Source organism: Segatella copri, assembly GCF_026015295.1.
In the GTDB taxonomy this organism is placed as follows: domain Bacteria; phylum Bacteroidota; class Bacteroidia; order Bacteroidales; family Bacteroidaceae; genus Prevotella; species Prevotella copri_C.
In genome coordinates this window covers 813,082-826,701 of the sequence record NZ_JAPDUW010000001.1, presented here as the reverse complement: position 1 = coordinate 826,701, position 13,620 = coordinate 813,082, and the positions used below count along the sequence as shown (strand labels likewise).

Sequence of the window (13,620 nt, the reverse complement as noted above, 5' to 3'; positions counted from 1 at the left end):
AAAAACAAAATATGAGTTCACAACTAACTGTTTATAAAGCAAGTGCAGGATCAGGTAAAACATTTACTTTAGCTCGCGAGTATATGACACTCGTGATAGCTAATCCTGCTTCCTACAGAACCATTCTTGCAGTAACCTTCACCAACAAAGCTACTGAAGAAATGAAAATGCGTATCTTAGGAAAATTATACGAAATTGCACACGGACTACCAGAAGCTAACGATTATGTAAATCAAATACAACAGGCTTTACCGTATCTTTCATCCAAACAAATTCAGAAAAATGCAGAATCAGCCCTGCATTTGCTCATACACAATTATAACTATTTCCGGGTTATGACCATCGATACGTTCTTTCAGAGTGTATTGAGAAATCTAGCACGTGAACTTGATCTGACTGCCAATTTACGGATAGAACTCAATGACTATCAAATAGAACAGCATGCCGTTGATGAACTTATAGAAAGTCTTGAAGATACCGATCGTCTACTTTTCTGGATTATGGATTATATCAAAGAAAATATTGATGATGATAAGAGTTGGAATGTCATAGGACAAATCAAGAAATTCGGTGAGAACATATTCAAGGATTATTACAAAGCTCATTCCGACAAGCTGACAGAATTGATGGAACAAGAAGATTTCTTCAAGGATTTTACCGACCGAATGAAGAAAATGCGCAATAAGGCAAAAGAGCAGCTTAAAGAAATTGCTGCTACTTTTTTCGATTCCCTTGAAGAAGAAGGCTTTACGTCAGACGACTTAGCAGGAAAAACGAGAGGTATTTGGAGCTATTTCAACAAGCTGAAAAATGGCAAATACAGTGATGATGATCTACATAATGATACTTTCTGTAAATGTCGGGAAAGTCCGGAAGCATGGGTCAAAAAATCTGATGTAAAAAATTGTACTGATATCTTCAATTATGTAGAATCGGTGCTCTACCCTATTCTGCTGTTTGCAGAAGATAATCGTCCCAGACTCACCCGAATCTTCAAAAGTACCGATCTGACCATAAAGCATCTTAATCAGCTCCGACTTTTGGGAAGCATAGATAAAAAAGTCAGGGAGATGAACAGAGAGGCAAACCGTTTCCTTTTGAGCGATACTCAGACCTTGCTCAACTCACTGATAAAGGATAGCGATTCGCCATTCATCTTTGAAAAGATTGGCACTCAACTCGACCATATAATGATTGACGAGTTCCAAGATACTAGCACCATCCAATGGAAGAACTTTAAAGTGCTGCTCGAAGAAACCATGAGTAGAGAAGATGCAGGTAACCTCATTGTTGGTGACGTAAAACAAAGTATTTACAGATGGCGATCCGGCGATTGGAGACTGCTCAATAATATTGATAAAGAATTTAATAAAAGCGCGAAAAAAGTAAGCATAGAAACTTTGGGTACCAACTTCCGCTCTGATAGAAACATCATAGAGTTTAACAATGCTTTTTTCACAGAAGCAGTAAAATTGGAGATTGAAGACCTGAAAGATAAATGTCCTGAGGAATGTAAACAGCTGGAAAGCGCATATAGCGATGTCTGCCAGCAAGTACCAGTCCACCATTCTAATCCTAATGGTTCTATCAGTATCCAGCTCCTGGGCGGTGAAAATATTGAAGACAGAATGATGCAAACCACACTGGACACTGTAGACAAGTTGGTTGAAAGAGGTGTTCCTTGCAACAAAATAGCAATCCTGGTAAGAAGCAACCGTAACATACAGGACATTGCTGAGTATTTTATGAACCATTCCGACTATCCGTTGGTTTCAGATGAGGCATTCAGGCTGGATGCCTCCCAAGCAGTATGCACATTGGTTAACGCTCTCTACATACTGGTACACCCAAATGACAATATTGCATTAGCAACTCTCAACAAGTTTTGTGACACGTATTCTGTAGCAGGAAATATGCCGGAACAACTTTTGACCAATCGTACTGAGTATCTGGAAATGCCACTGTTCGATCTCACAGAACGCCTTTTTGCAGAACTTAAACTTGGCGAAATAAAAGACATGATCAAGCAAACTGCCTACATCTGTACTTTTTATGATTGCTTAAGTAAATATCTCACAGATAACAGTAGTGATATCACAGGATTTCTGAAAGAATGGGATAACCGTATTCACGAAAAAAGCATTCATAGCGATGGCGATGGAGGTATCAGATTCCTTACTATACATAAGAGTAAGGGACTGGAATACGATCATGTTATCATGCCTTACTGTGACTGGCAACTAGAAAAAGCCAACACTATCTGGTGCACACCGCAAGAAGCTCCATACAACGAACTTCCACTGGTACCTATAGATTTCAGTGCTAAACTGATGAAGCAAAGTATATATGAAGCAGATTATAATCATGAACATCTGCAAAACATAGTCGACAATTTGAATCTGCTTTATGTAGCCTTCACACGTGCCAGTCACAACCTGATTGTAATTGGCAAACGAGCTAATAGTGCATATCGTTCTGCCATTATTGAATCAGTACTCGACAAGGTAGCCAGTCGACTTGAAGCTAATGATGTAAAGATGGAGTTAACAGGAATAGGTTCTGATGCCAAAACAGATGACATATCTTTCTGCTATAATGAAATATATGTACCTGATTCTTCCAAGAAATCAAACGAGAAGAAGGATACAAACGTGCTCTCAGCCTATTCTCAACCTTTAGAAATTAAAATAAATGTTACGCCTGAAATGCCAGAATTCAGACAGAGTAACCAGAGCCGTGACTTTATAAAGCGTGATGAAACTGAAGAGCAACAGAAGTTTTATATCAAAATGGGTACCATTTTGCACAACCTCTTTTCTACAATCCGCACGGTTGATGATATTGATGGAGCCCTGAAACAGTTGGAGTTAGACGGACTTTTATACGATCAAGACCTCACACCAGAGAAAATAAAGGAGATGATCAGGAAAAGACTTGAATCACCAAAGGTCGCAAAATGGTTTGACAAGGAACTGACCATACTAAATGAATGTTCTATCCTGACAGTTGAAAATGGAAAAGTGGCAGAATACCGTCCAGACCGCGTGATGCAAAACTCAAAAAAAGAGACAATAGTTGTAGACTTCAAATTCGGTAAACAGAAAGTAGAACACCATGAACAGGTTAGAAAATACATCGGCTTGTTAAAAAGTATGGGACATCACCGAGTAAAAGGTTATCTATGGTATGTATACCCTAACAGAATAGTTGAAGTAATAAAATAATAGGTTCTATTGCCCCTTTCCAAAAAACAGGGCAACATAAAGAACAGTTGCAAACATTGAAAAGTCCATTAAGATATGAAAGCATTTTTAAAATATGTAGCAAGAGATATTCTCGAGAAATACGGAAACAATCTCAGCGACATTGCTGTCGTGTTTCCAAATAAACGCGCCGCTCTTTTCCTCAACGAGAGTCTGGCCCGTTTGACTGATCACCCTATCTGGTCGCCATCTTACATAACTATCAGCGATCTGTTTCGCAAACATAGCACATTGAAAGTTGGAGACCCAATCAAACTTGTTTGCGATTTACATAAAACATTCGTAGCCTGCACTGGTATTGATGAGACCCTCGACCATTTTTATGGATGGGGACAACTTCTTATCACAGATTTTGACGATATTGATAAAAACATGGCAGAAGCAGAAAAACTCTTTGCCAATCTTAGCAATATACATGAACTTGATGACATCTCATATCTTACAGAAGAACAGAAAACGCTGATTAAGAAATTTTTCAGCAATTTCAACGATGATCACAACTCAGAACTCAAAAAGAGATTTCTACAATTATGGAGCCATTTCCTTGATATCTATAAGCAGTTCAACATGCGTCTTGAAGAACAGGGATTGGCTTATGAGGGGGCTCTATACAGGAAAGTTGTAAATGATGAAAATATCAAATTCCAACACAAGAAATATCTCTTTGTCGGTTTTAATATGATGCAAGTAGTAGAACGGAAACTCTGCGACCGCTTGATGAAAGAGGGTAAAGCACATTTCTATTGGGACTACGATGACTATTATATGCAAAACAACCATGAGGCAGGTCACTACATTCGTGAATATCTCAAATATTATCCTAACGAATTGAATGATATGCCTCCTCATGATCTTCGTGATATTTATCATAACTTTGATAACAATAAAGACATTACATACATTTCGGCATCTACAGAAAACATCCAGGCCCGTTATGTAAACCAATGGCTTAAAGAAAAGAAACGCTATAAATATGGAAAAAAAGTGGCTATAGTATTAGCCGATGAAGGATTGTTGCAAAGTGTAATACATAGTCTTCCTACAAACGAAGGCATCAAGTCGTTGCCAGATTATTCTGAGAACGACAAGTTAGCATATAATATAACATTGGGTTATCCGCTTCAACAGACACCATTCTACAGTTTGCTGCAACAGCTCATCAAGTTGCAGGGCGTTGGTCACCCCAAACATAGTAACAACTATCGCTTACATAATGTGCTCATGGTGCTCCGTCATCCATACACACGCTATATTTCTCAAAATTATAGCAAACTCTTGAGCGCTCTTGACGAGCAGAAACAGTTCTATCCTACCCGCCAATTCCTAAGCATGGATGGTGATGAAGGCTTGTCACTGCTTTTCAAAGATTTGGGTGAGACTGCAACAGAAAATGAATACAATTTGAGACTCATCCAGTATCTGCTGGATATTTTGAAGACAATAGGTGTGAATAGTAAAGAACAGGACGATCCTTTATTCCAGGAATCGCTCTTCAGGACCTATACCTTATTAAACCGTCTGCAAGAACTCATCCAGACAGGAGACTTAGCAGTAGACTGCATCACTCTGGAACGACTCATCCAACAGCTCATCCAATCTACAAGTATTCCTTTCCATGGAGAACCTGCAGAAGGAATACAGGTAATGGGTGTATTGGAAACTCGAAATCTTGATTTCGAGCATATCTTAGTACTCTCATGCAACGAAGGGAAACTGCCGAAAGGTGTAAACGATGCTTCATTTATTCCCTATTCATTGAGAAAGGCATACGGCTTGACTACGGTAGATAACAAAGTAGCTATATACGCCTATTATTTTCACAGTCTGCTCCAACGCTCACACGACATCACTTTATGTTACAATAACGCAACAGAAGATGGCCAATCGGGTGAGATGAGCCGTTTTATGCTACAACTCCTGGTAGAAAGCCATCATGACATCGAGCGCTTTTCTTTGGTCGCAGGACAAAACACACTGCGTCCTACTTATGAACCAATAGAGAAAAAACTGCATACGCTCAGCCAGCTCAAGAATTTGAAAATGCTTACGCCAACATTTCTGAATACCTATTTGAGATGTGAAAAGCAATTCTACTATAAATATGTAGAAGGACTGATTGAGCCAGATGAAATTGATGAGGACGAAGTAGACAACAAAGTATTTGGAAATATATTCCATCGTGCAGCAGAACTGTTCTATCTGGGATTAGCAAGCAGCGATGCTCTGACAACCGACGGTAAAGGAGAACTCAAACTGACTCGTCCTATCGTTGTATCAAAAGAGCAACTAGAGCAAGCCTTAAAAGACGAATCTCTGATTTATCGCCTGGTAGATCAGGCGTTCAGAGAAGAACTCTTTAAAGTTAGCGCTGCAGGGTATCGTCCAAAATATAATGGTCTGCAACTGATCAATAAAGAAGTAATAGCAAGATATATCCGACAACTTGTCACGATAGATATGCGACAGGCTCCATTCACCATACTCGGATTAGAGCTGGTTGTAAAAACTGACGTCGAAGTAGAAACAAGTATCGGCAATTTATCTCTGTCAATAGGAGGTTTTATCGACCGACTGGACGCTGTTGCAGCTAACGGTAATGCAAATGGCAATAATCTTGCAGAACGAATCCGCGTAATAGACTATAAAACAGGACGTATTTCAACAACACGTCCAAGAGTACTGAGCGAAGTGTTTGATCCATCCATGCTCAACAAGCATACAGATTATTATTTACAATCTATGCTCTACTCGATTATTGTAAGCCACAACAGGAATCTGAATCCGGCTCAAGAGCCCGTATCTCCAGGCTTGCTGTTTATACAAAATGCAGGAGCAGAAGATTATGATCCGACATTAAAAATGGGCAAGGAACTCATCAGTAGCATAGATGTATACGAAGAAGAGTTTATGAAACAACTGAAAGTTCTCATCGCCAACATCTTTGACAAGGACCAACCATTCCGGCCTACAGATGATAAGCATCGTTGCGAATACTGTCCATATGCAGCTTTATGCAAATCATAGAAACATATATAATATGTGGAAACCAAAATGATTGGTTAAAATGCGCAAAATACTTGCTTTTTTGAATTATTCTATGTATATTTGCAAAAAGAATTATTGAGTATGACAGAAAAAGAAATAAACAAGATAGTTAGTGAGAACTTAAACTATGTAAAATCAGTAGCCAACCAGTATAAAGGTAAAGGCGTTGAGTTTGATGACTTGGTTAGCGAAGGAACGCTGGCAATGCTTATGGCAGCCAAAAAGTTCCAAGCCGACCGGGGCACCGATTTTGTGGCTTATGCCGGTCCATTCGTTCACAAGGCTATATCACAGGCCATCGATAAACAATCAGGGCTTTATCGTTTACCGAAAGACCAGAAGAAATTTGCCCCAAGAAACGCAGACAAGGCTGTATCTGTAGATGCGCCACTAAGCGCAAACAATCCGTATACCCTATTAGACATATTAAACGATCCGGATGTAAAGATTGCAGATGATACCCTGAATATAGAAATGATGAAGAAAAAAATGGCAGAAAGCATTGCAGATTTATTGCCACGAGAGAAAGAAATCATCACCAAATTCTATGGTATAGGTGTTCCTAAAGAAACGATGGCTGAAATTGCTGAAGATATGGGGCTCAAACGCGAGCGAGTTCGCCAGATACGAAATCTGACCATACGCAGATTGAACAGGAGTATCCGCCACCAGGCATTGAGAAACTACTTCAAGAGGTAACTCGCAATAGTTTGTAAAAACAAAAAGGAGGGTGAATCATTAACTTATGATACACCCTCCTTTTTGTTTCATGTTCTAGTTATTAACAATTAAACTTACTCCAATCCCTTAAAATGATTAGCACGATATTGACGAGGAGTAACGCCTATTCGCTTGAAGAAATTAGCATAGAAACTCTGACGAGTATTGAAACCAGCCATTTCGCTGATACCTTCTACACTCATTCTTGCATAACGCTTATCGGTAAGTAAAGACATAGCATCGTTTACTCGATAATCATTCACCAACTCGGCATAATTCTTATGAAATCGAGTTGCGCATACAGCAGAAATATAGCGAGAGTTAGTATTCAAATCCTCTGCAAGTTTCTTGGAACTATAGTCTGGGTCCTTGTACTTTCTTTCAGTAACAAGAACACGGATTATCTCGTCGCGAAGGCGGTCCTTAGTTTCTTCACTCAGCATAGATTGATATCTTGCTATTTTTTCTTTTTTAGGTTGAATATTGTACTTAGCCATAGTTATGTTATAAAATTTATTACAACAAAGGTACGACTTTTATTTAGAACGACCAAATTTTTTCTCACTTTTTTGAAAAATAAACACAAAAAAGTCGTTTATATGAAATAAAATGGTTATTTTTGCATTAATTTTCAAGCTCAAAGCCGAGTATATCATAATTATTAGTCAAGAAGCATAGATATGAAGCAAATATTGTGGTTTATAAAAACGTATTTTACGTTTGTCATTTTGTTCAGTATTCAGAAACCATTTTTCATGATATTGGAAAAGGCTTCTGCTACACAACCTATCGATAATATCTGGAGCGAAATGCCTACAGTGATGTGGTACGGTTTATCACTCGACCTCTCTATGGCTGGTTACCTCACCGCACTACCGGGCTTGTTGCTCATCGCAATGATTTGGTTTCGTAAGGAGATTATACGTCCCATTCTGAATGCTTATTATATACTGGCATCTTTCCTGGTTTCCATTACATTCGTACTGAATGCAGGATTATATCCATATTGGAACTTCCCGCTAGATAGCACTCCATTATATTATTTCTTTACTTCGCCAAAGGATGCACTTGCAAGTGTTGGAGGGCTTTACATCTTTTTTGCTCTCCTCATCACTGTGCTGCTTACCATAGCCGTCTGGTTCGCACTCCGCATGCCTCATACCCAGAAGCGCTATTCCAGCAGATACAGCAACTATGGTTTTGGAGATTTCGGCAGTGGTCGCAGAACACGCTACTCTGACATAGAGCATCATCGTATGCGCCATTCTCTTATTCTGTTGCTGCTTACTGCCCTTCTCTTCATCCCTATCAGAGGAGGATTTACTGTATCTACAACAAATACAGGAAAGGCATATTTCAGCCAAAATGCGTTTTTGAATCATGCTGCCGTCAATCCGATGTTCAGCCTGTTTGAATCACTTACCCATCAGGAAGATTTTGCATCGCAATACCGATACATGTCAGAAGAAGAAGCTAACAAGCTCTTTGCTCAAATGGTAAGCTCAAGCGACCAGAACACCTACCCGCTCCTGAATGAAGAAGCTCGGAAAAACGGAAAGCCAGATATACTTATTATTATTATGGAAAGCTTTGCCAACGACATCATGCCTTCCGTCGGAACACATAAAGACGTAGCTGTCTGCTTGGACTCAATAGCCAGAAAGGGAATTTTCTTCCCAAGATTCTATTCCAACACTTTCCGCACGGATCGTGGTCTGGTTGCTGTTTTGAGCGGTTATCCTGCACAACCTACAACCAGCATCATGCGCTACCCGGCAAAATCTGCACAATTACCATCATTGGCACGTTCATTGGCTAAAGCAAAGCATTACGGCAATGCATATTATTATGGTGGTGATGTTGATTTTGCCAACCAGCGCTCTTGGCTGGTTTCCCAGGGCTATGAGAGAATCATTTCAGATAGTGATTTCCCTATAGAAGACAAATTGAGCAAATGGGGAGTACACGATCATATCGTAGCCAACCGGCTGCTTGCAGACCTCAGGAAAGAACAGAATGCCAAACAGCCTATGCTGAGAGTATTCCAGACATCAAGCAGTCATGAGCCATTCGATGTACCATATAGCAGACTGAAAGACAAGCGTTTAAATGCATTTGCTTACACTGATAGTGTCATAGGTCATCTTCTGCGTGAATACAGCAAATTGCCTAGATGGAAAAATACTTTGGTATTACTCGTTGCCGATCATGTTGGTGCATACAAAGAACATCTTGACAACTTTGACCGCAGCCGCTATCAGATTCCACTTATCATGACCGGTGGAGCAATAGCTCGCCCAATGAATGTTAAGCTCATAGGAAGTCAGCATGATATAGCAGCTACACTGCTCGGACAATTAGGCATTCCTCACAAAGACTTCTTGTTCAGCAAGAATATGTTGAGTGATGCTACTCCTAAATTTGCATTCTTTGATGTACCCGATGCTTTCGGCATGGTATCAGAGGAGAACTCTATCATCTACGACAATAAATCCCAAAAGGTTGTTTATGATAAAGGCAAAAAAGGTTATAACCTGAAGCGAGGCATGGCTTATCTTCAGAAGTTGTACGATGACTTGAGTGCAAAATAGCCCAAACGACAGAGCAACAGATTATCAGAAACAAGAAAGCGAACATTACAGAATTTCATAAAGAAAGACTATGATAGAATTACTTCATCAAATAGAACAGATTGATACGCAGATTTTTCTGTTTTTCAATGGTTTTCACAACGTGTATTGGGATTACTTCATGATGATTTTCTCAGACCGTTTTGTATGGGTTCCGTTCTATGCCAGTTTTATCTTTGTACTGCTAAAGAATTTTCCTGTCAAGGTTGTGATGAGCACTATAGTTGTCATCACTCTGATTATCTTGTTTTCAGACCAAACTGCATCAGGAATTCTGAAGCCATTAGTAGCAAGAATGCGTCCCAGCAATCCTGATAATCCTATCAGTCCGATGGTACATGTTGTTCAAGGATATCGGGGTGGCAGATATGGTTTCCCATCTTCTCATGCAGCCAATGCATGGAGCATGGCCTTCTTTGCACAATATCTGGTTCGCCGGAGCAAACTCACGATATTCTTATGCCTGTGGGCATTGATAACCAGTTATTCCCGCATGTATCTCGGTGTACACTATTTTGGCGACCTCCTGATTGGTACCCTCATTGGTTTTCTCTATGCCACCTTATATTATTATATATTTCAGTATTTTTTAAGGAAGCATACCGAACGTTTTAAGCCCAACCACGACATCAGATTTGCAAGCGTCCCTATCATTACGGGGCTCGTTTCTATTTGGGTAATCATTTGTACCAGTGGAATACTATCTTTTTATAGCATACCACTGAGATAAACAAATGTATAAAAAGAGTTAGCTTATAAAAACGGTTTAGATTATACATTATTATTAACATATAAAATTTAAAGATTATGAAGAAATTATCAATTCTTGCATTTGCTATGGGCCTGATAGCTTTCACAGCATGTTCTGAGAAAAAGGCACCAGCACCAGCTCAGGCAGAACAGACTGTTGTAACCGATTCTGCATTTCAGGCTGCCGCAGCCGGTGAATATAAGAGCGCAGATGGTGAGCGTAGTGTAACTTTGAACAGTGATTTCTCTGTTAAAGTAAAAGGCCTTAACAAGGAATTTTACAAGTGGGAATTGCCAGCTAAGCCAGAAGGTAAAGCAGCTGTGATTATCCTGAGCCGCAAGGGTCTCGATGCCGATGTTCAGGAGCAGGCTACACTCGATACAGAAGAAGGTTCTATCATTATTAAGAACGAAACATTCCGCAAAAAGTAATTAAATATGAACCTGGTATAAAAGCAAAACGCCCTCGCTTCACAGCGAAGGCGTTCTTTTTGGTATTAGTTTCATTTAAGGTAAAAAGATTGTATTCAGGATAACGATGCAAAGATAGACATATTTTTCGAAACGAACGAATCTTTTTATATGTTTAAAAACATATTTTGTGAATTATTGCTCCCAAAACAAAATTATCGCTCCCAAAACAAAATTATCTGCCAGATAATTTCGGTACTTACAATTAAATTTGTATCTTTGCACCATAAAATTTAAAAATTATTCTTTTTATTGAATTATGGCAATTAATGAAGAAAACAATTTGGAAGAGAAGAAAAGTATCTCTTTCGTAGAACAGTTAGTTGAGGAAGACCTCAAAGAAGGCAAAAACGGAGGACGAATCCAGACGCGTTTTCCGCCAGAGCCTAATGGTTATCTGCATATCGGCCATGCCAAAGCTATCTGCATGGACTTTGGTGTTGCAGAGAAATATAATGGTGTTTGCAATCTTCGTTTTGATGACACTAACCCTAGCAAGGAAAACAATGAATATGTAGAGAATATTCTTCAAGACATCCAGTGGCTCGGTTTCAAGTGGGGCAATATCTACTATGCTTCTGACTACTTTGAGAAGCTTTGGGATTTTGCTGTCTGGATGATCAAGAAGGGCAATGCATATATAGATGAACAAACTGCTGAAGAAATTGCACAGCAGAAGGGTACCCCTACCACACCGGGTACTGCTAGCCCATATCGTGATCGCCCAATCGAAGAAAGCCTTGCTTTGTTTGAGAAGATGAATACTCCTGAGGCCGTAGAAGGCAGCATGGTGCTTCGCGCAAAACTCGATATGGCGAATCCAAACATGCATTTCCGCGATCCTATCATGTATCGTATCATCCAAACTCCTCATCACCGTACAGGAACTAAATGGCATGCATATCCTATGTATGATTTCGCTCACGGACAGAGTGACTACTTTGAAGGGGTAACCCACTCTATCTGTACATTGGAATTTGTACCTCACCGTCCGCTTTACGATAAGTTCATCGACTTCTTGAAGGAGAAGGACGGAACTGCAGATGTATTAAACGACAATCGTCCTCGTCAGATTGAGTTCAACCGATTGAACCTCACTTATACAGTAATGAGCAAGCGTAAGCTTCACCAGCTGGTTGATGAGAAACTGGTTATCGGATGGGACGACCCACGTATGCCTACTCTTTGCGGAATGCGCCGTCGCGGTTACTCTCCTGAGAGTATTCGTATGTTTATCGACAGTATCGGTTATACTAAGTTCGATGCTCTCAACGATATGGCCTTACTCGAAGCATCTGTTAGAGAAGACTTGAACAAGAAAGCTTGTCGTGTGAGTGCAGTACTTGATCCTGTAAAACTCGTAATTACCAACTATCCGGAAGGTGAAACAGAGGAAATGGAAGCCATCAATAATCCAGAAAATGAAGCTGACGGTACACACACCATCACATTCTCTAAGAATCTCTGGATAGAACGTGCTGACTTTATGGAAGATGCTCCTAAAAAATTCTTCCGTATGACTCCAGGTAAAGAAGTTCGTCTGAAGAATGCTTACATCGTTAAGTGCACTGGATGCACAAAGGACGAAAATGGTGTTATCACTGAGATTCAGGCAGAATACGATCCTATCAGCAAGAGCGGCATGGAAGGTGCCAACCGTAAGGTTAAGGGTACATTGCATTGGGTATCAGCAGATCACTGCGTAAAGGCAGAGGTGCGCGAATACGACCGTCTCTTTATGGTAGAAAATCCATCTGCTGATGAACGTGACTTCCACGAGTTGCTTAACCCAGACAGCTTCCACGACTATCCTAACTGCTATGTTGAGGAATATGCAGCCAGCAAGAAGCCAGGTGAATATCTCCAGTTCCAGCGTATCGGTTATTTCATGGCCGATCTTGATTCTACTGCAGAAAAACCAGTATTCAACAAAACCGTTGGTTTGAAGGATACATGGGCAAAACAGAATAAATAAATCACCTATATCTGTCTCAGTTTTCAACAGCTGAGACAGATATTATTTAGATTCAAGATAACAAATGAATACAGCAGAGCTTTTTCTTTGGATACTAGACAATTTAAATTACTGGGTAGTAATCCTTTTCATGGCTATCGAGAGTTCATTCGTCCCATTCCCATCAGAGGTGGTTGTTCCACCTGCAGCATGGAAAGCCATGGATCCTGATAGCGGAATGTCGTTTATCCTAGTCATCGTATTTGCCACCATTGGTGCCAATATCGGTGCACTTATCAACTATTATTTAGCTAAATGGGTAGGCCGCCCTATCATCTACCGTTTTGCCGACAGCCGCATCGGACATATGTGCCTGATAGACCGCCAAAAGGTAGAAGTTGCAGAAGAGTTTTTCCGCAAGCATGGAGCCGCATCCACTATTTTTGGGCGCCTGGTACCAGCTGTTCGCCAGTTAATCAGCATTCCAGCCGGTTTGGCAGGCATGCATGTAGGCAAATTCTTGCTCTATACCACAATCGGTGCTGGCATCTGGAATACTGTTTTAGCAACCATCGGTTGGGGTATTTACCAATATACAGACTATAAAACAACTCAAGATGTATATCAGCAGGCATTAAAGTATAGTCATGAGCTCGGTTACATCATCTTGGCTCTTGCCGTTGTTATTGTAGCTTTCCTTGCATACAAGGGGCTCAAGAAGAAATAAGAAACTATCCCCCATCCTGCATTCTCAAGCGGGATGGGGGATTTTTTCTTTCGTATAATT

The 13,620-nt window shown here is 40.1% G+C and carries 9 protein-coding genes; 8 read left to right on the top strand and 1 reads right to left on the bottom strand.

The window, feature by feature from the left end; all coding sequences use genetic code 11:
* Positions 1-11 precede the first annotated feature (11 nt).
* The 3 genes from ONT18_RS03375 (at position 12) to ONT18_RS03365 (ending at position 7,007) form a co-directional block, all read left to right on the top strand.
* Positions 12-3,224: a UvrD-helicase domain-containing protein gene (locus ONT18_RS03375; RefSeq protein WP_264903999.1), complete on the top strand. Its 3,213-nt coding sequence runs from the start codon at positions 12-14 to the stop codon at positions 3,222-3,224.
* Positions 3,225-3,299: 75 nt separating this feature from the next.
* Complete coding sequence (locus ONT18_RS03370) at positions 3,300-6,287, top strand: PD-(D/E)XK nuclease family protein (protein ID WP_264903997.1); 2,988 nt, start codon at positions 3,300-3,302, stop codon at positions 6,285-6,287.
* A gap of 102 nt (positions 6,288-6,389) precedes the next feature.
* Positions 6,390-7,007 (top strand): sigma-70 family RNA polymerase sigma factor, encoded by a 618-nt coding sequence (locus tag ONT18_RS03365; RefSeq protein ID WP_264903995.1) that lies wholly within the window; start codon positions 6,390-6,392, stop codon positions 7,005-7,007.
* 95 nt (positions 7,008-7,102) lie between these two features.
* Here the strand turns inward: ONT18_RS03365 and ONT18_RS03360 are convergent, their stop codons facing one another.
* Positions 7,103-7,525 (bottom strand): helix-turn-helix domain-containing protein, encoded by a 423-nt coding sequence (locus ONT18_RS03360; protein WP_006846727.1) that lies wholly within the window; start codon positions 7,523-7,525, stop codon positions 7,103-7,105.
* A gap of 183 nt (positions 7,526-7,708) precedes the next feature.
* Between ONT18_RS03360 and ONT18_RS03355 the strand changes: the two genes are divergently transcribed.
* The 5 genes from ONT18_RS03355 to ONT18_RS03335 all read left to right on the top strand — a co-directional run bounded on the left by ONT18_RS03355 (position 7,709) and on the right by ONT18_RS03335 (position 13,560).
* Complete coding sequence (locus ONT18_RS03355; RefSeq protein WP_264903994.1) at positions 7,709-9,619, top strand: LTA synthase family protein; 1,911 nt, start codon at positions 7,709-7,711, stop codon at positions 9,617-9,619.
* A gap of 70 nt (positions 9,620-9,689) precedes the next feature.
* Positions 9,690-10,388 carry a phosphatase PAP2 family protein gene (locus ONT18_RS03350; RefSeq protein WP_119238246.1) on the top strand — a complete coding sequence of 233 codons (699 nt, stop codon included), beginning with the start codon at positions 9,690-9,692 and terminating at the stop codon, positions 10,386-10,388.
* 77 nt (positions 10,389-10,465) lie between these two features.
* Complete coding sequence (locus ONT18_RS03345; protein WP_022121194.1) at positions 10,466-10,840, top strand: hypothetical protein; 375 nt, start codon at positions 10,466-10,468, stop codon at positions 10,838-10,840.
* 298 nt (positions 10,841-11,138) lie between these two features.
* The gene (locus tag ONT18_RS03340) at positions 11,139-12,854 is read left to right on the top strand and encodes a glutamine--tRNA ligase/YqeY domain fusion protein (RefSeq protein WP_119229109.1); all 1,716 of its coding nucleotides are present in this window, start codon (positions 11,139-11,141) and stop codon (positions 12,852-12,854) included.
* Positions 12,855-12,918: 64 nt separating this feature from the next.
* On the top strand, positions 12,919-13,560 hold the full coding sequence (locus tag ONT18_RS03335) for a DedA family protein (protein ID WP_233339057.1): 642 nt from the start codon (positions 12,919-12,921) through the stop codon (positions 13,558-13,560).
* The last annotated feature ends 60 nt before the right edge of the window (positions 13,561-13,620 follow it).

Coding starts and splice junctions, on each gene's coding strand:
- ONT18_RS03340 (WP_119229109.1), top strand. CDS start 11,139: ATGGCAATTAATGAAGAAAACAATTTGGAAGAGAAGAAAAGTATCTCT.
- ONT18_RS03345 (WP_022121194.1), top strand. CDS start 10,466: ATGAAGAAATTATCAATTCTTGCATTTGCTATGGGCCTGATAGCTTTC.
- ONT18_RS03375 (WP_264903999.1), top strand. CDS start 12: ATGAGTTCACAACTAACTGTTTATAAAGCAAGTGCAGGATCAGGTAAA.
- ONT18_RS03350 (WP_119238246.1), top strand. CDS start 9,690: ATGATAGAATTACTTCATCAAATAGAACAGATTGATACGCAGATTTTT.
- ONT18_RS03335 (WP_233339057.1), top strand. CDS start 12,919: ATGAATACAGCAGAGCTTTTTCTTTGGATACTAGACAATTTAAATTAC.
- ONT18_RS03370 (WP_264903997.1), top strand. CDS start 3,300: ATGAAAGCATTTTTAAAATATGTAGCAAGAGATATTCTCGAGAAATAC.
- ONT18_RS03360 (WP_006846727.1), bottom strand. CDS start 7,525: ATGGCTAAGTACAATATTCAACCTAAAAAAGAAAAAATAGCAAGATAT.
- ONT18_RS03355 (WP_264903994.1), top strand. CDS start 7,709: ATGAAGCAAATATTGTGGTTTATAAAAACGTATTTTACGTTTGTCATT.
- ONT18_RS03365 (WP_264903995.1), top strand. CDS start 6,390: ATGACAGAAAAAGAAATAAACAAGATAGTTAGTGAGAACTTAAACTAT.